At 66.7% G+C, this 19391-nt stretch carries 22 protein-coding genes; 14 read left to right on the top strand and 8 right to left on the bottom strand.

The features are described 5' to 3' along the window. The first annotated feature begins 91 nt into the window (after positions 1-91). Together mce and PPZ50_RS09210 are read left to right on the top strand one after the other, a co-directional pair. Positions 92-505, top strand: coding sequence for a methylmalonyl-CoA epimerase (mce, locus tag PPZ50_RS09215; RefSeq protein WP_066687197.1), 414 nt, complete (start codon positions 92-94; stop codon positions 503-505). 126 nt (positions 506-631) lie between these two features. Further along, positions 632-1324 carry a prolyl hydroxylase family protein gene (locus PPZ50_RS09210; RefSeq protein WP_066687195.1) on the top strand — a complete coding sequence of 231 codons (693 nt, stop codon included), beginning with the start codon at positions 632-634 and terminating at the stop codon, positions 1322-1324. 221 nt (positions 1325-1545) lie between these two features. Here PPZ50_RS09210 and PPZ50_RS09205 read toward each other — a convergent pair whose 3' ends face one another. From PPZ50_RS09205 to purF, 3 genes are all read right to left on the bottom strand, one after another. Continuing rightward, positions 1546-1926, bottom strand: a complete 381-nt coding sequence (locus PPZ50_RS09205; RefSeq protein ID WP_198158468.1) for a hypothetical protein — start codon at positions 1924-1926, stop codon at positions 1546-1548. Positions 1927-2181: 255 nt separating this feature from the next. Continuing rightward, positions 2182-2889: an SDR family NAD(P)-dependent oxidoreductase gene (locus PPZ50_RS09200; RefSeq protein ID WP_272815279.1), complete on the bottom strand. Its 708-nt coding sequence runs from the start codon at positions 2887-2889 to the stop codon at positions 2182-2184. Then, positions 2886-4343: an amidophosphoribosyltransferase gene (purF, locus tag PPZ50_RS09195; protein ID WP_066687191.1), complete on the bottom strand. Its 1458-nt coding sequence runs from the start codon at positions 4341-4343 to the stop codon at positions 2886-2888. Before purF ends, PPZ50_RS09200 begins: the two co-directional genes overlap by 4 nt. 114 nt (positions 4344-4457) lie before the next feature. Here purF and hisI point away from each other — a divergent pair, with 114 nt between their 5' ends. Both hisI and PPZ50_RS09185 read left to right on the top strand, forming a co-directional pair. Then, positions 4458-4817 carry a phosphoribosyl-AMP cyclohydrolase gene (gene hisI / locus PPZ50_RS09190; protein ID WP_066687189.1) on the top strand — a complete coding sequence of 120 codons (360 nt, stop codon included), beginning with the start codon at positions 4458-4460 and terminating at the stop codon, positions 4815-4817. Further along, positions 4814-5287 carry a hypothetical protein gene (locus PPZ50_RS09185; RefSeq protein ID WP_084401198.1) on the top strand — a complete coding sequence of 158 codons (474 nt, stop codon included), beginning with the start codon at positions 4814-4816 and terminating at the stop codon, positions 5285-5287. Before hisI ends, PPZ50_RS09185 begins: the two co-directional genes overlap by 4 nt. 111 nt (positions 5288-5398) lie before the next feature. Here the strand turns inward: PPZ50_RS09185 and PPZ50_RS09180 are convergent, their stop codons facing one another. After that, a complete protein-coding gene (locus PPZ50_RS09180; RefSeq protein WP_066687185.1) occupies positions 5399-6763 on the bottom strand; it encodes a cryptochrome/photolyase family protein in 1365 nt (454 codons plus the stop codon). Between the two features lie 15 nt (positions 6764-6778). Beyond that, a complete protein-coding gene (locus PPZ50_RS09175) occupies positions 6779-7681 on the bottom strand; it encodes a histone deacetylase family protein (protein ID WP_066687182.1) in 903 nt (300 codons plus the stop codon). 62 nt (positions 7682-7743) lie between these two features. Between PPZ50_RS09175 and PPZ50_RS09170 the strand changes: the two genes are divergently transcribed. The 8 genes from PPZ50_RS09170 (at position 7744) to PPZ50_RS09135 (ending at position 14878) form a co-directional block, all read left to right on the top strand. After that, a complete protein-coding gene (locus PPZ50_RS09170) occupies positions 7744-8223 on the top strand; it encodes an RNA pyrophosphohydrolase (RefSeq protein ID WP_066687179.1) in 480 nt (159 codons plus the stop codon). 64 nt (positions 8224-8287) lie between these two features. Further along, positions 8288-9184 carry a DUF481 domain-containing protein gene (locus PPZ50_RS09165; protein WP_066687176.1) on the top strand — a complete coding sequence of 299 codons (897 nt, stop codon included), beginning with the start codon at positions 8288-8290 and terminating at the stop codon, positions 9182-9184. A gap of 188 nt (positions 9185-9372) precedes the next feature. Then, on the top strand, positions 9373-10572 hold the full coding sequence (locus PPZ50_RS09160; protein WP_084401196.1) for a hydrolase: 1200 nt from the start codon (positions 9373-9375) through the stop codon (positions 10570-10572). Next, a complete protein-coding gene (locus tag PPZ50_RS09155) occupies positions 10569-11579 on the top strand; it encodes an arginine N-succinyltransferase (protein WP_066687163.1) in 1011 nt (336 codons plus the stop codon). Before PPZ50_RS09160 ends, PPZ50_RS09155 begins: the two co-directional genes overlap by 4 nt. Next, the gene (locus tag PPZ50_RS09150) at positions 11576-12835 is read left to right on the top strand and encodes an N-succinylarginine dihydrolase (RefSeq protein WP_066687160.1); all 1260 of its coding nucleotides are present in this window, start codon (positions 11576-11578) and stop codon (positions 12833-12835) included. The genes PPZ50_RS09155 and PPZ50_RS09150 overlap by 4 nt, the downstream gene beginning before the upstream one ends. Before the next feature lie 66 nt (positions 12836-12901). After that, positions 12902-13123: a hypothetical protein gene (locus PPZ50_RS09145; protein ID WP_066687157.1), complete on the top strand. Its 222-nt coding sequence runs from the start codon at positions 12902-12904 to the stop codon at positions 13121-13123. A gap of 9 nt (positions 13124-13132) precedes the next feature. Beyond that, positions 13133-13930, top strand: coding sequence for a TrmH family RNA methyltransferase (locus PPZ50_RS09140; RefSeq protein WP_066687154.1), 798 nt, complete (start codon positions 13133-13135; stop codon positions 13928-13930). Positions 13931-13960: 30 nt separating this feature from the next. Next, positions 13961-14878, top strand: coding sequence for an arginase family protein (locus PPZ50_RS09135; protein WP_066687151.1), 918 nt, complete (start codon positions 13961-13963; stop codon positions 14876-14878). Between the two features lie 76 nt (positions 14879-14954). Here the strand turns inward: PPZ50_RS09135 and rmuC are convergent, their stop codons facing one another. From rmuC to recR, 3 genes are all read right to left on the bottom strand, one after another. Then, a complete protein-coding gene (gene rmuC, locus PPZ50_RS09130; RefSeq protein WP_066687148.1) occupies positions 14955-16361 on the bottom strand; it encodes a DNA recombination protein RmuC in 1407 nt (468 codons plus the stop codon). An 80-nt stretch (positions 16362-16441) separates the two neighbouring features. Next, the gene (def, locus tag PPZ50_RS09125) at positions 16442-16966 is read right to left on the bottom strand and encodes a peptide deformylase (RefSeq protein ID WP_066687146.1); all 525 of its coding nucleotides are present in this window, start codon (positions 16964-16966) and stop codon (positions 16442-16444) included. A 31-nt stretch (positions 16967-16997) separates the two neighbouring features. Then, positions 16998-17594: a recombination mediator RecR gene (gene recR / locus PPZ50_RS09120; protein ID WP_066687145.1), complete on the bottom strand. Its 597-nt coding sequence runs from the start codon at positions 17592-17594 to the stop codon at positions 16998-17000. Positions 17595-17647: 53 nt separating this feature from the next. Between recR and fmt the strand changes: the two genes are divergently transcribed. Both fmt and truA read left to right on the top strand, forming a co-directional pair. Further along, positions 17648-18556, top strand: coding sequence for a methionyl-tRNA formyltransferase (gene fmt / locus PPZ50_RS09115; RefSeq protein WP_066687144.1), 909 nt, complete (start codon positions 17648-17650; stop codon positions 18554-18556). Beyond that, positions 18553-19296, top strand: coding sequence for a tRNA pseudouridine(38-40) synthase TruA (gene truA, locus PPZ50_RS09110; protein ID WP_066687143.1), 744 nt, complete (start codon positions 18553-18555; stop codon positions 19294-19296). Before fmt ends, truA begins: the two co-directional genes overlap by 4 nt. Positions 19297-19391: the final 95 nt, after the last annotated feature.

Genomic DNA, 19391 nt, shown 5'->3' with positions numbered 1-19391 from the left:
GCGAGCCCCGCAATGCATCCGTGGTGGAGCAGGACGCCCCCCTCCACCATCCTGCGGATGGTCCCCCTCCCCGTGCAGGGGAGGATTGGTTGTGACCCTCGGTCGGTTGAACCATGTCGGTGTCGCAACGCCGTCCATCGCCGTGTCGATTGCGATGTATCGCGACCTGCTGGGCGCCGAGGCGATCGGGGAGCCGTTCGACCTGCCCGCGCAGGGGGTGAAGGTGTGCTTCATCGATGCGCCCAATATGCAGATCGAGCTGATCGAGCCGTATGACGATGCCTCTCCGATCGCCGGGTTTTTGGCAAAGAACCCGGCGGGGGGGCAGCATCATCTGTGCTTCGAGGTGGCGGATATCGATGCCGCCGTCGCCGAGCTGACCGCGAAGGGCGCGCGGGTCTTGGGGAAGCCACGGATCGGAGCGCATGGGACGCCGATCGTGTTCGTCCATCCGCGCGACATGGGCGGGGTGCTCATCGAGTTGATGGAGACGCACAAGCATTGAGCGGGTCGCGGACCGGTTCGATGGAGCCGAAGCCTCCCCACACAATGGATTCCGGCCTTCGCCGGCGTGACGATAGCGGCGCCCGCCCCCTCGACACTAGCGCCGCTATCTGGTTGAACGCCGGCCATGAATACGCCTGTCCGTAAAGCGCCCGGTGGCCCCTCCCCTGTCCGGGCGGAATGGGGCCGCTCGGTCGAGGCGACGCTTTCGGCCGTGCCAGGTATCCGCCGGGCCAAGACCGATGCGGCGGTCGTCTTCGCGCTCACCGACTTCCTGTCGGAGGACGAGTGCGACATGCTGATGGCGACGATCGATGCGGGTCGTCGCAAATCGACGCTGCTGACCGCGACCAACGATCCCAATTTCCGCACCAGCGACAGCTGCGACCTCGACCGGTGGCACCCGCTGCTTCAGCCGATCGACGAGAAGATCGCGCACCTGCTCGGCATCCCGCCGGAGCATGGCGAGACGATGCAGGGCCAGCGATACGCGCCGGGCCAGCAGTTCCGGGCGCATAACGACTATTTCAACGAGAATGAGCCGTACTGGGCTTCGATGGCGGTACAGGGCGGGCAGCGGACCTGGACGGCGATGGTCTATCTGAACGAGGTCGAACAGGGCGGCGCGACATGGTTCCCGCAGGCCGGCGTCCGGTTCAATCCGCGGCCGGGGATGCTGGTCGCGTGGAACAACATGAACGCCGATGGAAGCCCGAACCTCGCCACGCTGCATGAGGGCATGGCGGTGGTCGAGGGCACCAAGTACATCATCACGAAATGGTTTCGCGAGGGGCCCTGGACCCCGACGATCGAGCCTTGAGGGCGGCCAAAGTTCACTAAGTTCACACTCGCCACGGTTTTGTGGCGCTCCATTATCTCCCCGCGCATGACGTCACCCCGGACTTGATCCGGGGTCCCGCTTTCTCACGATCGGTGGAGGAGAAGCGGGACCCCGGGTCGAGCCTGGGGTGACGATTTTGGCGGATCGGGTGGCTGTAGGAAAGCCGAAAGCAGGCGGCGGACAGCCCACCGCCTTGCCCCTTACCCCTTCTTCCGCGCGCGCTTGGGAGCGGCGGCGGCTTCGGTGTCTTCTTCCTCGTCCGGCGTTTCCTCGCCCGCTTCGCTCAAGGCTTCGCCCAGCGCGCGCAGCTTGTCCTGCTGCTTGTCCGATTTCTCGGCGATCTTCGTGGTGGCGGCGCCAAGGCGGTGGAGCAGGTCGTGGATGCGGTCGCTGTCGGGGTTATCCTTTTCCAGCTGTTTGCGCAGCGATGCGAGGTCGCGCAGGATGCCCTTGGCGCCCGGCACGTCGGTGTCGGCCAGCGCGGCTTCCCAATCCTCGATCATCGTCGCGCCCTTGGCGGGCTTGGTCTCGTCCAGTCCGCGATTGATCGCGTTCATCGTTCCGGCGAATTTTACGGCCATGTGAAGGCTCCTCGAACGGCAGCTGCACGCGCAGCCGCCGGACAACGAGCGAGCGCGGATCGGGGCCCGACGGAATCCAACTATTTGTTTTTGCTGGGGTTCGGAACCTTGGTCGAACGGTGCCGTAGTGGGCGGTGCACCACGACGTCACCCCAGCGCAGGCTGGGGTCTCCTGCGGCTCCTGCTGTGTGCTGTTACCGGAAGACCCCAGCCTGCGCTGGGGTGACGTATGATTTCAGCGACGGCGAACCGCGGTCAATCGACGCGGATGCGGGTGCCGCTGTCGAAGCCTTCCGTCATCAGCCGCACGATCGCGTCGGCAACCCGTTCGGGCGGCTTGACCGATTGCGGGTCTTCACCGGGATAGGCCCGCTCGCGCATCTTCGTCCGGGTGGCGCCGGGATCGACGATGGCGGTGCGGACCGGCGAGATGTTCGCCATCTCCAGCCCATAGCTGGCGATGATGTTGTCGAACGCGGCCTTCGACGCGCCGTACATGCCCCAATAGGCGCGCGGGGCGGCACCGACCGAGGAGGTGACGCCGACCACCCGCCCTGCCCGTGCCAGACGCAGCATCGGCGAGAAGGCGGCGATCAGTGCGGCGTTGGCGGTGACGTTCAGCGCCATCACCTTTTCGAATTCCTTCGGGTCGAACGACGGCACCGGCCCCAGCGTACCGAGCGCGCCGGCGTTGAGCACCAGCATGTCGAGCGCGCGCCAGCGGTCGGCGATCGCCGACACCAGCTGCGGGATGGCGGTCAGGTCGTAGAGGTCGATCGGCGCGATGGTGGCCGAGCCACCCGCGGCATAGATCGCGTCCTCGACCTCCTCCAGCCCGCCGGTCGTGCGCGCGGTGAGGATGATGTGCGCACCCTGCGCCGCGAGCGCGATGGCGGTGGCGGCACCGATCCCGCGGCTGGCGCCGGTGACGAGCGCCAGCTGCCCCTTCAACCGGTCGCTCATCCGACGCGTTCGGCCAGCACCGCCAGCTGATCGACCGAGCTGGTTTCGTCCTGATCGGTCAGCGGCGTCGGATAATCGCCGGTAAAGCAGGCATCGCAATATTTCGGACGGACCGAGGTGCGGTTGGCTTCGCCGAGCGCACGATAGAGACCGTCGATCGAGATGAAGGCGAGGCTGTCGGCCTGGATATAGTCGGTCATGCCGCCCAGATCGAGCTTGGCCGCGAGCAGCTTCGCCCGTTCGGGGGTGTCGACGCCGTAGAAGCACGAATGACGCGTCGGCGGCGAAGCGATGCGCATATGGACCTCCGCCGCACCGGCATCGCGCATCATCTGCACGATCTTAAGGCTGGTGGTGCCGCGCACGATCGAATCGTCGACCAGCACGATGCGCTTGCCCTCGATCAGCTTGCGGTTGGCATTGTGCTTCAGCTTGACGCCCAGATGACGGACCTTGTCGCCGGGCTGGATGAAGGTGCGGCCGACATAGTGCGAGCGGATGATGCCCAGTTCGAACGGAATGCCCGACGCCTGCGCATAGCCGATCGCTGCGGGCACGCCCGAATCGGGCACCGGGATGACCAGATCGGCTTCGACCGGGTTTTCCTGCGCCAGTTCGGCACCGATCGCCTTGCGCACCGAATAGACCGAGCGGTCTTCGCTGATCGAATCGGGGCGTGAGAAATAAACCCATTCGAAGATGCAGGGACGCGGGGACAGCGGCGCGAACGGGCGGATCGAGCGGAGCTCGCCGTTCGACACGATGACCAGTTCGCCCGGTTCGACTTCGCGGACGAACTCGGCACCGACGACGTCGAGCGCGACGGTTTCGGAGGCGAAGATATACGCGTCGCCCAGCTTGCCCATCACCAGCGGACGGATGCCCAGCGGATCGCGGCAGGCGATCATGCCCTCTGGCGTCATGCAGATCAGCGAATAGGCGCCTTCGACCTGCTTCAATGCATCGATGAACCGGTCGAGCAGCGTCCGGTAGTTGGACGTCGCGACGAGGTGGATGATGACTTCGGTGTCGCTGGTCGACTGAAAGATCGATCCGGTGCGGACCAGATCCTTGCGCAGCCGCATGGCGTTGGAAAGATTGCCGTTATGCGCCACTGCGAACCCGCCCGACGCCAGTTCGGCATAGAGCGGCTGGATGTTGCGGTTCGACGTCTCACCGGTGGTCGAATAGCGGACATGGCCGCAGGCGGTGGCGCCGGGAAGCGATTCGATCACCTCAGGCCGGTCGAAATTGCCCGCGACATGGCCCTGCGCCCGCTGGGTATGGAACATCGCCCCATCCCAGCTGCAGATGCCGGCCGCTTCCTGCCCGCGATGCTGGAGCGCGTGGAGGCCGAGGGCCACGAGCGCCGCAGCGCCGTCCGCGCCGGATACACCGAAGATGCCGCACTCTTCGCGCAGCTTGTCGTCGTCGAAAGGTTGGGTGGTGAACATAGGCCCTTCCGGGGATAAGCGTGTCACACGGCCGCCATATAGGTAGGCTGAATCGATTTGTCGCCCTTTGATCGTCGATTGCGGCGGAACCATGATCGGCGATAGGGGTTGCGGATGATTCCGCGCGATACCGGCCTGACCCTGAACCCCAAATACGACGCCGACGGGCTGCTGACCGCGGTGTGTGTCGATGCCGATAGCGGCGCGCCGTTAATGGTGGCGCATATGAACGCGGATGCGTTGCGGCTGACGATCGAAACGGGCGAGGCGACCTTCTGGTCGCGGAGCCGGCAGGCGATCTGGAAGAAGGGCGAGACGTCGGGCAACGTGCTGCGCGTCGTCGAGCTGCGGATCGATTGCGATCAGGACGCCTTGTGGGTTCGCTGCATCCCCACCGGGCCGGCGTGTCATACGGGCGCGGACAGCTGTTTCTTTCGCCGGATCGAGGGCGATCGGCTGGTGCCGGTGGCATGAGGTTGCTGGCGGCGGCCCTGCTGGTGCTGGCGGGCTGTTCGCAGGAAGCGACGCCTTCGTCCGAGCCGGAAGGAGCGACGCTGGAGCAGGCGGCGATCGCGCGGGGTGTGGTGCGCGATCCGGCCACCGCGCAGCCGGTCGGGCTGTATGCGCGCGAGGGCGACCGGCTGTGCATCACGACCGGTCGGATCGGAACGTTCGTCGATTATGGCGAAGGGATCGGATGCAGCGCGCACGGGACCTATTCGCGGGACGGCGAGCGGATGCGGGTCGATTTCGGCAAGGGCTGCGCGTTCGATGCCGCGTTTTATGGCGATGGCGTGCGGTTTCCCGGATCGCTGCCGGCGGGGTGCGAGGCGGCGTGCCGGGGGCGGGCGTCGCTGTCGGGGTTGCAGTTCGACCGGTTGAGCGAGAGCGGGTCGGAAGCGGCGGCGCTGCGCGATCCGGCCGGGCGGGGGTTGTGCGGGTAGCTTACACGGACGTGCCGCACCCCCGCGCAGGCGGGGGTCCAGGGCGAGCCGAGCTGCCGTTGCGATGCTGGCTCTGGATCCCCGCCTGCGCGGGGATACGGTGGTGGCCGGTCAAATCCCCCGCGCCGCCGCCAGCGCCCTTTCGCGCGCCTCCCGGTGCTCGATGATCTTTTCCGGATACGCCTTCGGCCGACACCCCGCCGCATCGGGATCGTGGATCGCCTCGTCCGGCAGTTTCGCCAGTTCGGGCACCCAGCGGCGGATATAGTCGGCGGCGTCGAATTTTTCCGACTGGGTGAGTGGGGCCATGATCCGCCCGAACATGTTCGAATCGACGCCGGTGCCGGCGACCCATTGCCAGTTGACCGCATTGTTGCCGAGATCGGCGTCGACCAGGCAGTCCCAATACCAGCGTTCGCCCTCGCGCCAGTCGATCAGCAGATGCTTGATGAGGAACGATGCGGCGATCATCCGCACGCGATTGTGCATCCAGCCGATCTGCCACAGCTGGCGCATGCCGGCATCGACGATCGGATAGCCGGTGCGGCCCTGCTGCCACGCCTTCAGATCGCGCTTCGCCGCCGCGTCGCTCCGCCATTTCAATTTGTCGTAGCGCGGGCGGCCATTGGCGTCGGCATAGTCGGGCATCGACAGGATGACGCCGCTGGCGAAATCGCGCCATGCCAGTTCCTTGCGATAGGTCGTCAGGCTGTCGCCCTGCCCGTCCAGCGCCGCCCAGATTTGCCGCGGGGAGAGTTCGCCATGGTGGAGATGCGGCGACAGGTTCGAACTGCCGTCGACCGAGGGCAGGTTGCGGGCGGTGTCGTAATCGTCGAGGCGGGCGGCGAAGGATTTCAGCGCCTTGTGCGCGCCATCCTCGCCCGGTTGCCACGATGTGCCGAACGCGGTCGCCCAGTCGGGCTTGGTCGGGAGCAGCTTCCAGTCGGCGAGCTTGTCGGATTTCGGCCATTGGGACGGCGACGGAATCGTGCGCGGCATCGGCACCGGGTCCTCGGGCGGCAGCATCTGGTTCAGCGCCTTCCAAAAGGACGAATAGATTTTGAACATCCCTCCCGATCCGGTGCGGACACTTTCGGGCGGGCGTAGGTGATTGCCATCGTGCAGGGAGAGCGTATCGCCGAGTGCCTCCTGCGCCTTTACCCACCAGGGTTCGTAATGGCGCACGGCATGGATGCGGGTCGCGCCGGTTCCCTTCATCAGCTTGCGCAGTTCGGCGACCGCTTCGCCCCGGCGCAGGATCAGGCGCGAGTCCTTTGCCCGCAGCGAGTCGTCGAACGCGACGAGGCTGTGATGCAGCCACCAGCGCTGCGCGCCGCCGATCGCCCAGTCGCCAGGCGAGGTGTCGTCGAGGATATAGACCGGGATCACCGCCCCATCGTCGATCGCGGCGAGAAGCGCGGGCTGGTCGCGCAGGCGGAGGTCCTGGCGGAGCCAGAGTAGGACGGGATCGCTCATCGCGTGACGTTACGCCTACGCGACAATCCCGGTTCCCTGTGCCAGCGCGACGATCGACGCGACATGGCGGCGCGATACCTCCAGCAGGTCGCCATAGCCGCCGCCCAGCGCACTGGCGATCGGCAGGCCACGGGTACGGGCCAGCTGGCCGACCCAGCGGTCGCGCTCGTCGAGGCCATTCTGCGTCAGGGACAAACGGCCGAGGCGGTCGTCGGCGAAGGGGTCGACCCCGGCCTGATAGAGGATCAGCGACGGCGCAAAACTGTCGATCAGCGGCACGAGCGTCGCCTCCAGCGTCGTCAGATATTCGTCGTCACCGACTCCGTCGGCCAACGGCACGTCGAGCGTCGACACCGCCTTTCGTGCCGGAAAATTCTTGTCGGCATGGATCGAATAGGTGGCGAGGTTCGGGCGTCCGGCGAGCAGCGAGGCGGTGCCGTCGCCCTGGTGAACGTCGACATCGACCACCAGCACCCGCTCGCACGTGCCTTCCTCGACCAGCCGGTGTGCGGCGATGGCGAGGTCGTTGAACACGCAATAGCCGGCGCCGGTATCGGCCAGCGCATGGTGGCTGCCCCCGGCGGTGTTGGCGGCATAGCCCCGTTCCATCGCGACGCGGGCGGCGGCATAGGTGCCGCCGGGTACCGCCTGCGCGCGCAATGCCATGGGCGGGGTGACGGCGAAGCCGATGCGGCGTTCCTTGTGCGGCGGTACGCGCGCCTCGATCACTTCGGCGACATAGACGTCGTCATGGACCGCTTCGATCCACGCGCGGGGCATCGGATCGCAGCCGTGCCAGTCGATTGCCGACCCCATTTCGAGCAGGAGGTCGCGGACGAGGCCGTTCTTGCCCCAGCGATAGCGGCTGCCCGGCGGGCTTTCGGCGACATAATCGGGATGGTGGATGACGGGGATCACTTTGCGGAGATAAGATGCCGATGCGCCTCGCAAAAGCCATTGGCCCGCGATAGGAAGCGGCGATGGACAAGACCGCCCTCCCCTATCGCCCCTGTGCCGGCGTCATGCTGTTGAACCGCGACGGACAGGTGTTCGTCGGCCAGCGGCTCGATTCGACGCTGGAGGCGTGGCAGATGCCGCAGGGCGGGATCGACGATGGCGAGGCGCCGATTGACGCCGCGATCCGCGAGCTGCGCGAGGAAACCGGCATCGGGGCGGACAAGGTGCGGCTGATCGCGGAAGGGCCGGAAGAGCTGTTCTACGACCTGCCCGACGACATGATCGGCAAGATTTGGAAGGGGAAATGGCGCGGGCAGCGGCAGCGCTGGTTCCTGTTCGCGTTCGAGGGGGCGGACGACGATATCGACATCCGCACGCCTGAACCGGAATTCCGCGCGTGGCGCTGGGCCGATCCGGCCGATCTGCCGACGATGATCGTGCCGTTCAAGAAGGCGCTGTACGAACAGGTACTGGCGGGGTTCGCGGAGCATCTGCATCGGTGAACCGACCCGGTACCGCGATGAATCGTTCAGGCGATATGCATTCGATCGGCTATAGCGGGCGGTGATGCCGAACCCCGCGCTCCTCCTGCCCCTGGGCCTGTATTTCGCGGAACCCCCGCCCGAGCCGGACCTGCCGATCGAAATCCGCACGATGCTGGAAGAGGCGATGGCGTCGGGCAATGACAACGACGTCGCGACGATCGTGCGCTATGCCCGCAAGGCCGCGCCGAAACATTCGCAGAAGATCGCCGAACTGGCGTCGCATTACACGTTCGAGCGGACCGAGAAGACCGAAAAGCGACTGCGCACCGCGTCGTTCGGCGCGCTGGTGAAGGGCCGGGCCGAGGTCGGCGGGTGGATCAACAGCGGCAATTCGGACAGCCTGGGCGTCACCGCCGTGCTCGACCTGTCGCGCGAGGGCTATCGCTGGCGCCACAAGCTGAAATTGCAGGCGGATTATCAGGAAAACAACAGCATCCCGACGCGCGAACATTATCTCGCGGCGTTCGAACCCAACTACAAGGTCGACGACCGGCTCTATATCTATGGCGCCGCACAATATGAATCGGACAAGTTCTTCGGCTATTACGACCGTTATTCGGCATCGAGCGGGGCGGGCTATACCGTCGTCGCCAAGGGGCCGGTGACGCTCGACCTCGAACTGGGTCCGGCGTTTCGTTATACTTCGTTCACCACCGGCCTGGCCGAACGGAACCTTGCCGCGCGCGGGTCGGTCGATTTCGACTGGCGGATGACGCCAGCGCTGACGCTCAGGCAGGATACATCGGCCTATTTGCAGGACGCCAACAGCACGGTCACCAGCCTGACCGCGGTCGACGCCAAGCTGCTGGGACCGCTGTCGGCGCGGCTGTCGTACAATATCCAGTTCGAAAGCCGGCCACCGGTCGGGCGGGTGAATACGGATACGACCGGGCGGGCGTCGCTGGTGTACGCGTTCTAGGGTCTGGCTCGGATCTACCGTTTTCGTCACCCGGACTTGATCCGAGTGACGGCTTTTCCTCGCGGACGAAGGAAGAAGAAGCGGGCCCCCGGGTCAAGCCCGGGGTGACGTGGTGCGGCTTGACTGATGGACCACCACAAGCGGTTCCGTTTGATACGATATCACTCTACAACGTCCCGATGGACAGGATGACGATGGACGAACGCCGGTCGATCGAGGCGATCGATCAGGCGGAGATGCTGCGCCAGGTCGAACGATGGGTTGCCGTGAACAGCGGGACGCGCAACGTTCCGGGGTTGAACACCGTCGGGGCGATGCTGGCGGACGGTTTTGCCGCGCTGCCCGGCGCAATCACGCTGGTCGACCCCGATCCCGTGGAGACGGTCGATGCCGATGGCACCGTCCGCGCAATCGAGCATGGCCGACATCTTCTGGTCAGCGTGCGGCCCGAGGCGCCGGTGCGGATGCTGTTCACCGGCCACATGGACACGGTGTACGGTGAAACCCACGCCTTTCAGGCGATGCGCTATACCGACCCGAACACCCTGAACGGGCCGGGCGCGGCGGACATGAAGGGCGGGCTGTCGGTGATGCTGGCGGCGCTGAAGGCCGTCGAAGCCGCCGGGATCGGCGACCGGTTCGGCTATGACGTGATGATCAATTCGGACGAGGAAACCGGGTCGTTTTCCTCCGCGCGGCTGATCGAGCGGGTGGCGAAGGGCAAGGTCGCGGCCTTCACCTATGAACCCGCCCTGCCCGACGGCACGCTGGCCGGCGCGCGCGGGGGAACCGGCAATTTCTCGATTGTCGTCACCGGGCGCAGCGCGCATGCCGGGCGCAATCCGGAGGACGGGCGCAACGCCATCGTCGCCGCCGCCGACATCGCGCTCCGGTTGAACGCGGTGCGTGGGCCGCGATTGGCCGTCAATCCGGCAAAGATCGATGGCGGCGGGCCGAACAATGTCGTTCCCGACCATGCCGTGCTCCGCGTCAATTTCCGGCCGCACGGGTTGGACGAGATCGAACGCGCCCGGTCGCAGATCGACGCGGCGGTGGCGATGGTCGCCGCGCAGCACGACGTGACGATCGCGGTGCACGGCAGCTTCAACCGCCCGCCCAAGCCGATCGATGCGGGTGCGGCGAAGCTGTTCGCGCTGGTGCAGGCGGCCGGCGCCGACCTGTCGATCCCGATCGCGTGGCGCGACACCGGCGGGGTATGCGATGGCAACAACATTGCCGCCGCCGGGGTGCCGGTGATCGACACGATGGGCGTGCGCGGCGGCGCGATCCATTCGGCAGAGGAATTTATGATCGTCGACAGCCTGGCCGAACGCGCCCGCCTGTCGGCGCTGGCGATAGCCCGAATAGTGGCACAGGGGGGATTGTGACGTTTCGAATCCGTGCGGCGCGCGAAAGCGACCTGAAATATCTCTACGAAATGGCGAAGCTGACCGGCGGCGGCTTCACCAACCTGCCCCCCGACCGCAATGCTCTGATGACCCGACTGGAACGCAGCGCCGTCGCGTTCAGCCATGAAGAGGACGCCCCGCGCGACGAGGTGTTCGTGCTGGTGCTGGAGAATATCGACACCGGCGAGGTGCGCGGCACCTGCCAAGTGTTCACCAAGGTCGGGCAGCGCTGGCCCTTCTATTCGTACCGCGTCGCGACGCTGACCAAGCATAGCGAGGCGCTGGGCCGCACCTTCCGCGCGGACATCCTGAACCTCGTCAACGATCTGGAAGGGTCGAGCGAGGTCGGCGGGCTGTTCCTGCATCCGGGCGAGCGGGCCGGCGGGCTGGGGCTGCTGCTCGCCCGGTCGCGCTATCTGTTCATCGCGCGGCATCGCGGGCGCTTTGCCGACCGGGTGCTGGCGGAGCTGCGCGGGATCATCGACGAAGCGGGCGGATCGCCCTTCTGGGACGGGGTTGCCGGGCGCTTCTTCGGCATGACGTTCCAGGACGCCGACCAGTTCAATGCGATCCATGGCAACCAGTTCATCGCCGACCTGATGCCGCGCCACCCGGTCTATATCGCGATGCTGCCCGAAGCGGCGCGCGGGGTCATCGGCCTGCCCCATCCGACCGGTCGCGCGGCGATGCGGATGCTGGAGAATGAAGGCTTTGCCTATGAGAATTATGTCGACATCTTCGATGGCGGGCCGACCATGACCGCGCGGACCGACCAGATCGCGACGATCCGCGACCGGCGCGAGCGGCAGGTGGTGGCGATCGGCGAAGGCGGCACCCCGTCGCTGCTGTCGACCGGGCGCCTTTCCGATTTCCGCGCGTGCATGGGCGATGCGACGGTGCGCGACGACGGGATCGTGATCGATGCCGAAGCCGCCCGCGCGCTGAACGTCGCGGTCGGCGACACGGTATCGCAGGTGGCGCGATGAGCGTGCGCGAGATCAATTTCGACGGGATCATCGGTCCCAGCCACAATTATGCCGGGCTGAGCCATGGCAATCTGGCGGCGACGCGCAATGCGGGCGAGACGTCGCGGCCGCGCGCGGCGGCGTTGCAGGGGATCGCCAAGATGCGCGCGAACCTTGCGCTCGGGCTGACGCAGGGCATTTTGTTACCGCATCCGCGCCCGGACCATGGCTGGCTGGCGAAACTCGCGACGGACTATGCCGGTGCCCCGCCGCATCTCCGGGCACAGGCGCTGTCGGCGTCGGCAATGTGGGCGGCCAATGCGGCGACGGTTTCGCCGGCCAACGATTGCGGTGACGGGCGCTGCCACCTGACCGTCGCCAATCTGGTGACGATGCCGCATCGCAGCCATGAATGGCCGCAGACGTTGGCCCAGTTGCGGATCGCCTTTGCCGATCCGGCCTTTGCCGTGCACGGTCCGGTGCCCGCCCCGTTCGGCGACGAGGGCGCGGCGAACCATATGCGGTTGTGCGAAACCCATGGTGCACAGGGAGTCGAGGTGTTCGTCTATGGCGTGAGCGGCGGCCCCTTTCCCGCGCGTCAGCATCGCGAGGCGTCGGAAGCGATTGCGCGCGCCCACGGCCTCGATCCGGCACGGACGCTGTTGGCGCGGCAGTCCGACGCGGCGATCGCGGCGGGCGCATTCCATAACGACGTCGTCGCGGTGGCGAACGAGCGGGTGCTGTTCGCGCATGAACAGGCGTTCGAGGACCGCGATCGCTTCTTCGCCGACCTGCGTGCGGCAATGCCATCGGTCGAGATCATCGAGGTTCCGGCCGACCGGGTCAGCCTTGCCGACGCGATCACCTCCTACCTGTTCAATGCGCAGTTGGTGACCCTGCCCGATGGCGGCGGCATGGTGCTGATCCTGCCGAGCGAAGCGCGCGACAATGAACGGGTGTGGACGTGGTTGCAGGAAATGGTCGCCGGCAACGGACCGATCCGCCGGCTGGAGGTTGTCGATGTCCGCGAATCGATGGCCAATGGCGGCGGCCCGGCCTGCCTGCGGCTGCGGGTCGTGGCCGATCCGGCGACGGTCGATCCCCGGTTCCTGGTGGATGACGCGAAGCTCGACCGGATCGCGGCGGTGGTCGAGGCGCATTGGCCGGAACGGATCGCACCTGCCGATATCGGCGATCCCGCGCTGATCGAAGCGATCGAGGCGGCGCACCGCGCGCTACTGGAATCGCTCGACCTTGTCGGGTTAATTGACAATTAACCATCAGTCGGGCGGCGGGAGTGGCGGAAAACCGCCAATGGTACGCATTTTGCGTATTTTCGAACCATGCTGACCCGGCTGAAAAACCTGTTCACGATCAAGTCGAAGTTCGAGGCCTTCCTCGTCATCTACGGCTTGGGCGTTGGCGCGGTTGAGCGCGGCTTTCATTACATGGCGCAATATCCCGGGATCGGCGGGAAACTGTTGTTCGCGGTCTGCCCGATCGCGGTATTTATGGCGGGCACGCGCATCCTCGACTCCATCGACGCGGAGCGCGAGGAGCGCTAGGCGGAGGCCATGCCACGCGAAATTACCGCCTATTCGAACCCGATGGTGAAGGCCGCCCGCAACCTGCGGGAGAAGCGCCATCGCCGCGACCAGCGCCGCTTCCTGGCCGAGGGCCTGCGCATCCTGACCGAAGCGCGCGAGGCGGGGTGGCTGCCGGCCGAGCTGTATTTCGCGAGCGGCGAGCAGCATCCGCTGCTGGAGACGCTGATCGAGGAGACCGAGGCGGCGGGCGGCATCGCGATTTCGACCACGGTCGACATCCTGTCGAAACTGTCGGGCAAGGACAATCCGGGGTCGGTCGTCGGCGTCTATGACGAATTCTCCACCGAGTTGGCGCAGATCGACCGGCGCAATGCGTCGCTATGGCTGGTCGCCGAACGCCTGCGTGATCCGGGCAATCTGGGGACGATCCTGCGCACCGCCGATGCGACGGGCGCGGGCGGACTGATCCTGATCGACGAGTGCGTCGACCCGTTTTCGGTCGAGGCGGTGCGCGCGAGCATGGGGGCGATCTTCACCGTCGCGGTCGCGCGGGCCGATTGGGCGACGTTCAGGGACTGGCTGCGCAGTGGGCCGGGGACGTTGGTCGGTCTTAGCCTCGATACCGAGCATGACTATCGCGCGCCGACCTATCCCGATCCGACCTTCCTGCTGACCGGCAACGAGGCGCAGGGGATGCCGGACCATATGGCTGCCGAATGCGACCTGCTGGTGAAGATCCCGATGCTGGGCAAGGCCGACAGCCTGAACGCCGCGGTGGCGACGGCGGTGATGGCCTACACGGTGCTGGGGCAGCATCGGCCCTGAACCTTCCGCGTCGCGAGGGATTGAGAGGGGATGACCCGCCCGACCTTCGCCGCCCTGCCCGCCGCCGATATCGATGCGCTGGACCAGCCCAGCATCGTGCTGTTCGGCGCGAGCGAGGCGACGCCCTATGATGATGGCGAACCGAGCCATTCGGCCGAGGCACCGGCGGCGGTCCGTGCGGCGTCGCTGGGGTTCGCGCGGCAATTGTCGCAGATCGATTTCGACCTCGGCTTCACGCCTTTCCCCGATCCGAATGACGCGCGGGGGGTGGTGGATGTCGGCGATGTCGATACGCGGCCGCAGGATGCGGCCGGCAATCGCGAGCGGATCGAGGCGACGACGCGGACTGTGCTGAACGCCGGTGCGGTGCCGATCCTGCTGGGCGGCGATGATTCGGTGCCGATCCCGTTCGCTAGCGCCTTCGCCGATCATGGGCCGCTGACCGTTGTGCAGATCGACGCGCATGTCGATTGGGGCGACGATATCCGGGGCGAGCCGCTCGGCTATGGCTCGCCGATGCGGCGGCTGGCGGAGATGCCGCATGTCACGGGCATGGTGCAGGTCGGGGTGCGCGGGCTGGGCAGCGGTGGCGCGTGGCAGATCGAGGATGCACGTGGCTGGGGCAGCCGGATCGTTACCGCCTATGACCTGATCCGGGGCGGGATCGACGCCGCGATCGATCAGGTGCCGGCGGGCGGGCGGTATCTGGTGTCGATCGACTGCGACGGGATCGATCCGGCGGTGTTCCCGGCGGTGGCGATGCCGACGCCGGGCGGGTTACGCTACGAGGAGGTCGTGCTGCTGCTGACGGCACTTGCCGAGAGGGGCGAGATCGCGGGGCTGGTCCTGGCGGAATATGTGCCGGCGCGCGACGATCCGCATCGATTGTGTGCGGCGATGGCCGCGCGGATCGTGGCGGTGACGATGGGACTGGTTTTGGGGGCGTAAGACGGTCGAGATGACCCGCTGCCCGCAGCGTCATCGTCTCCCCGGCCTTGAGCCGGGGTAACGGCAGGAAGAAATCTCATTCCTCTACAGCCAGCTCGGCACTCTCCTCCGCCGCTGCGATAGCCACCGCCAGCTTGGTCAGCGGACGCGGCGATTGCTCTACGACCGGCAGCGGCTCGATACTCTTGCCGCCGGTGTCGATATTCAGCGTCTCGAACCGCTTGGCCGACGTCATCACCTGCGATTCGAGGCTGCCGACGAATGCGTTATAGGCGGTGTTCGCGCCTTCCAGATTCTTGCCGAGCTTGGCGACATGCTCGCCCATCTTGGCGAGGCGGGCGTGGAGTTCGCGGCCGAGCTGGCCGATCTGCCGCGCTTCGCCGGCGAGCTTTTCCTGCCGCCACACTGCCGCGACGGTACGGGCGATGGCGATCAGGTTGGTCGGGGTCGCGATCAGCACCCGGCGGTCGAACGCATAGTCCCACAGCGCCGGATCATGTTCGAGCGCGGCGGCAAGGAAATGTTCGCCCGGCACGAACATGACGACATAATCGGGCGTATCCTCGAACTGCGACTGGTAGCTCTTGGCACCCAGCGCGTTGACGTGATTTTTCATCGACGCGACGTGTGCGGTCATGAAGCCGGCGCGCTCGACCTCGTCCACCGCGCCATGCGCGTCCTGATAGGCGTTGAGCGACACCTTGGCATCGATCACGAGGCTCTTGCCGCCAGGCACCTTGACGATGGCATCGGGACGCAGGCGGCCGTCGCCATGGTCGACCGAGACCTCCATCTGGAAGTCGGTATGCTCGGCAAGGCCGCAGGTTTCGAGCACGTTGCGCAACTGCTGCTCGCCCCAGCGGCCCCGCGCCTTGGGCGCCGAACGGAGTGCGTTGACCAGCTTGGCCGCCTCGCTCTTGACCGATTCCTGGCCGATGCGCATCGCGTCCATCAGGCCCTTCAGCGTGCCATAGGCTTCCTGCCGCTCGCCCTCGACCTTGGTCATGCTGGCTTCGTAGCGCTTCAGCGTCGCCTCGACCGGGGCCAACAACGCCTTCAGCTTCATCTCGTTGGTGTCGCCCGCCTGGGCGAAGCGTTCGTTGGCGCGTTGCAGGAACTGCTTCTGCGCGCCTTCCAGCATGACATGCGCGGTTTCGCGGAACTGCGCGGCCATCGCCTCGCGCGCGTCCTTGAACTCGGTCAGCCGTTCCTCGAACGCTGCGGCATTCGCCTTGAGCGCAGCATGGTCGAGCAATAGCGCATCGCGGTCGGCACGGATTTCCGCCAGCTCCTCGCGCAGCGCCGGTACTTCCTTCGCGCGTTCGGAGGCCAAAGCGAGGTCGGCGATCGCCTGCTTGAAATCGTCCTCGCGCTTGTCGCGCTCCTCGCGCAGCGACTGCACCTGCCGGCTGCCCATCAGCCAGCCGATCGCCAGCCCCGCGAGCAGGACGGCAGCGACGATGACGATGACAAGCGGGTCCATGCGATACTCCGGGAGGAACGGACCCGGAACCTACCCCCGCCCCGCCCGCCCGACAAGGCGAACGGGGTTCGGTTCGTCGCTTACGCCGCCTTGCGCGCCTTGTTCAGCTTCTTGATGACCATGTCGCGCTTCAGCCGCGAGAGATGGTCGATGAACAGTACCCCGTTCAAATGGTCCATTTCATGCTGGAGACAGGTCGCCATCAACCCGTCGAGCCATTGGTCATGGGCGTCGCCCTTTTCGTCCAGCCACGTCACGCGGCAGCGCGCGGGACGGACGACATCGGCATATTGTTCGGGGATCGACAGGCAGCCTTCCTGATAGGTCGACAGCTCTTCCGACACTTCCTCGATCACCGGATTGACGAAGGCATGCGGCGCCTTGACCGGCTTGCCCTCGTCATCCTCCTCGTCCTGCAGGTCGATGACCAGCACGCGCTTCGGCACGGCGACCTGGATCGCGGCAAGACCGATGCCCGGCGCGTCGTACATCGTGTCGAACATGTCGGCGATGAGGGTCTTTACCTCGTCCGTCACGCCCTCCACGGGTTCGGAGACGAGGCGGAGGCGCGGGTCGGGGATTTCGATGATCGGAAGAATGGCCATAGCGGCTAGCTATGTAGCATAGTCCGGGGCGTCAAGCGACCGGGCGTCGTGCGCGGAGCGCCTGTGCCAGCGTGCCTTCGTCGAGATAGTCGAGTTCGCCGCCGACCGGCAGGCCATGGGCGAGCTGGGTCAGGCGGACCGGATATTTCTCGATCCGCTCGGCGATGTAATGGGCCGTGGTCTGCCCCTCCAGCGTGGCGTTCATCGCGAGGACGACTTCGTCGATCCCGCCCGCCGCGACGCGGCCGACCAGCGAATCGATGGCGAGATCGTCGGGACGGACGCCTTCCAGTGCCGACAGCCGACCGCCCAGCACATGAAAGCGGCCGGGGAACAGTCGCGCGCGGTCGAGCGCCCAAAGGTCGGCGACCTCCTCCACCACGCACAGCGACCGGTCATCGCGGCGCGGGTCGGTGCAGATGCCGCACGGGTCGGTCGTGTCGACATTGCCGCAGGTCGAACAGGTCGCCAGATTGCGCGCCACCCGGTCGAGCGCGGTCAGCAGCGGGTCGAGCGCCGTCTCCCGCTTTTTGACCAGATGCAGCACCGCGCGGCGCGCCGAACGGGGCCCTAGACCGGGGAGGCGGGAGAGCGCCTGCGTCAGCGCGTCGATTTCGGGAGAGGCCATCGGGCCCAAGATAGGGGGTTGCGCGGACGGACGCCACGGTGTCGAGAGGCGTCATGCGGATCATCTTCATGGGCACGCCCGAATTTGCGGTGCCAATCCTTCAGGCGCTGGTCGATGCGGGGCATGACGTCGTCGCTTCGTACAGCCAGCCGCCGCGTCGTGCGGGGCGGGGCAAGGCGCTGACCCCCTCCCCGGTTCACAAACTGGCCGAATCGCTGGGGATCGCGGTGCGGGTGCCGGAGTCGTTGCGCGATCCGGCGGTGCAGGCCGAGTTCGCCGCGCTGAATGCCGATGTCGCGGTGGTCGCTGCCTATGGGTTGCTGTTGCCGCGTGCGGTGCTGGATGCGCCGCGTCTCGGGTGTCTGAACGTCCATGGATCGCTGCTGCCGCGCTGGCGGGGGGCGGCGCCGATCCAGCGGGCGATCCTCGCCGGCGATGCCGAAACCGGCGTCGGCATCATGCAGATGGCGGCGGGGATGGATACCGGGCCGGTGCGGCTGGAAGGGCGGACGCCGGTCGCGGGCAAGACGGCGGGCGAACTGGCGATCGAGCTGAGCGCGATGGGCGCACGGCTGATGCTGGAAGTGCTCGCCGACCCCGACGCCTATCCGCCGGTCGAACAGGCGAGCGAGGGCGTGACCCATGCCGCCAAGATCGACAAGGCCGAGGCGCGGCTGCGCTTCGACGGCAACGCGGTCGATGCCGAGCGGCAGGTGCGCGCGTTCAACCCGGCGCCCGGCGCGTTCCTCGAAGTGCAGGGCGAGCGGATCAAGATACTGTCGGCGCGGGTCGTGCCGGATGGCGGCGGCGAACCGGGAACCGTGATCGGCGACCGACTGGAGATCGCCTGTGCGGACGGCGTGTTGGTGCCGGTACTGGTGCAGCGCGCCGGGCGTGGCGTGACGTCGGCGGACGAAATGCTGCGCGGCTTTGCGATCCCGAAGGGCACGCGTGTCGCATGACCCGGTTCGCCCTGACGGTCGAATATGACGGACGGCCGTTCGTCGGCTGGCAGCGCCAGTCCGAAGGGGCGAGCGTGCAAGGATCGATCGAGCGCGCGCTGTTCGAGGTGACCGGCGAGCAGGCGGCGGTCCATGCCGCCGGGCGTACCGATGCCGGGGTCCATGCGACGGGGATGCGGGCGCATGTCGACGTTGCGAAGGCGATCGACCCGTTCCGGTTGATGGAGGCGCTGAACGCCCGGCTGCGGCCAGATCCGGTCGCGATCCTCGACTGCGAAGTCGTGCCCGACGACTGGCATGCACGCTTTTCCTGCATGCGGCGAGCCTATGTCTATCGCATCACGTGCCGTCGCGCGCCGCTGACCCATGAGCTGGGGCTGGCATGGCGGGTGCCGCAGCCGCTGGATGCCGAGGCGATGGCGGAAGGCGCGGCACGGTTGGTCGGGCGGCACGACTTCACCACCTTTCGCTCGGCACATTGCCAGGCGGACAGTCCGCTGCGGACGCTCGACCGGTTGGCGGTGGAGCGCGATGGCGACCGGATGCGCATCCATGCCGCCGCGCGGTCATTCCTGCATCATCAGGTCCGCTCGATGGTCGGCTGCCTTGCCATGGTGGGTCAAGGCAAGCGGACGCCGGACGATCTGGCCGATATCCTCGCGGCGCGCGACCGGTCGGCGCTGTGGCTGAACGCGCCGCCGGACGGGCTGTATTTCGTGGGGGCTGAGTACCCCGGCTGAGCGTCAAAGTTCACTAAGTTCACACTCGTGCGCTTTTCGTGCCATGCCCGGTCTTGCCCTGCCCCGCCGCCGACCCTGAATGGCAGATCGGTGGC

It is taken from the genome of Sphingomonas hankookensis (assembly GCF_028551275.1).
Classification (GTDB): domain Bacteria; phylum Pseudomonadota; class Alphaproteobacteria; order Sphingomonadales; family Sphingomonadaceae; genus Sphingomonas; species Sphingomonas hankookensis_A.
Note: the sequence above shows the minus strand (reverse complement) of the source record. Positions and strands in the feature narration are given on the sequence as shown.

Coding starts and splice junctions, on each gene's coding strand:
- fmt (WP_066687144.1), top strand. CDS start 17,648: ATGCGGATCATCTTCATGGGCACGCCCGAATTTGCGGTGCCAATCCTT.
- def (WP_066687146.1), bottom strand. CDS start 16,966: ATGGCCATTCTTCCGATCATCGAAATCCCCGACCCGCGCCTCCGCCTC.
- truA (WP_066687143.1), top strand. CDS start 18,553: ATGACCCGGTTCGCCCTGACGGTCGAATATGACGGACGGCCGTTCGTC.
- purF (WP_066687191.1), bottom strand. CDS start 4,343: ATGTTCACCACCCAACCTTTCGACGACGACAAGCTGCGCGAAGAGTGC.
- PPZ50_RS09135 (WP_066687151.1), top strand. CDS start 13,961: ATGACCCGCCCGACCTTCGCCGCCCTGCCCGCCGCCGATATCGATGCG.
- PPZ50_RS09185 (WP_084401198.1), top strand. CDS start 4,814: ATGAGGTTGCTGGCGGCGGCCCTGCTGGTGCTGGCGGGCTGTTCGCAG.
- PPZ50_RS09180 (WP_066687185.1), bottom strand. CDS start 6,763: ATGAGCGATCCCGTCCTACTCTGGCTCCGCCAGGACCTCCGCCTGCGC.
- PPZ50_RS09140 (WP_066687154.1), top strand. CDS start 13,133: ATGCCACGCGAAATTACCGCCTATTCGAACCCGATGGTGAAGGCCGCC.
- PPZ50_RS09170 (WP_066687179.1), top strand. CDS start 7,744: ATGGACAAGACCGCCCTCCCCTATCGCCCCTGTGCCGGCGTCATGCTG.
- PPZ50_RS09150 (WP_066687160.1), top strand. CDS start 11,576: ATGAGCGTGCGCGAGATCAATTTCGACGGGATCATCGGTCCCAGCCAC.
- rmuC (WP_066687148.1), bottom strand. CDS start 16,361: ATGGACCCGCTTGTCATCGTCATCGTCGCTGCCGTCCTGCTCGCGGGG.
- PPZ50_RS09165 (WP_066687176.1), top strand. CDS start 8,288: ATGCCGAACCCCGCGCTCCTCCTGCCCCTGGGCCTGTATTTCGCGGAA.
- PPZ50_RS09205 (WP_198158468.1), bottom strand. CDS start 1,926: ATGGCCGTAAAATTCGCCGGAACGATGAACGCGATCAATCGCGGACTG.
- PPZ50_RS09200 (WP_272815279.1), bottom strand. CDS start 2,889: ATGAGCGACCGGTTGAAGGGGCAGCTGGCGCTCGTCACCGGCGCCAGC.
- PPZ50_RS09210 (WP_066687195.1), top strand. CDS start 632: ATGAATACGCCTGTCCGTAAAGCGCCCGGTGGCCCCTCCCCTGTCCGG.
- hisI (WP_066687189.1), top strand. CDS start 4,458: ATGATTCCGCGCGATACCGGCCTGACCCTGAACCCCAAATACGACGCC.
- PPZ50_RS09160 (WP_084401196.1), top strand. CDS start 9,373: ATGACGATGGACGAACGCCGGTCGATCGAGGCGATCGATCAGGCGGAG.
- recR (WP_066687145.1), bottom strand. CDS start 17,594: ATGGCCTCTCCCGAAATCGACGCGCTGACGCAGGCGCTCTCCCGCCTC.
- PPZ50_RS09145 (WP_066687157.1), top strand. CDS start 12,902: ATGCTGACCCGGCTGAAAAACCTGTTCACGATCAAGTCGAAGTTCGAG.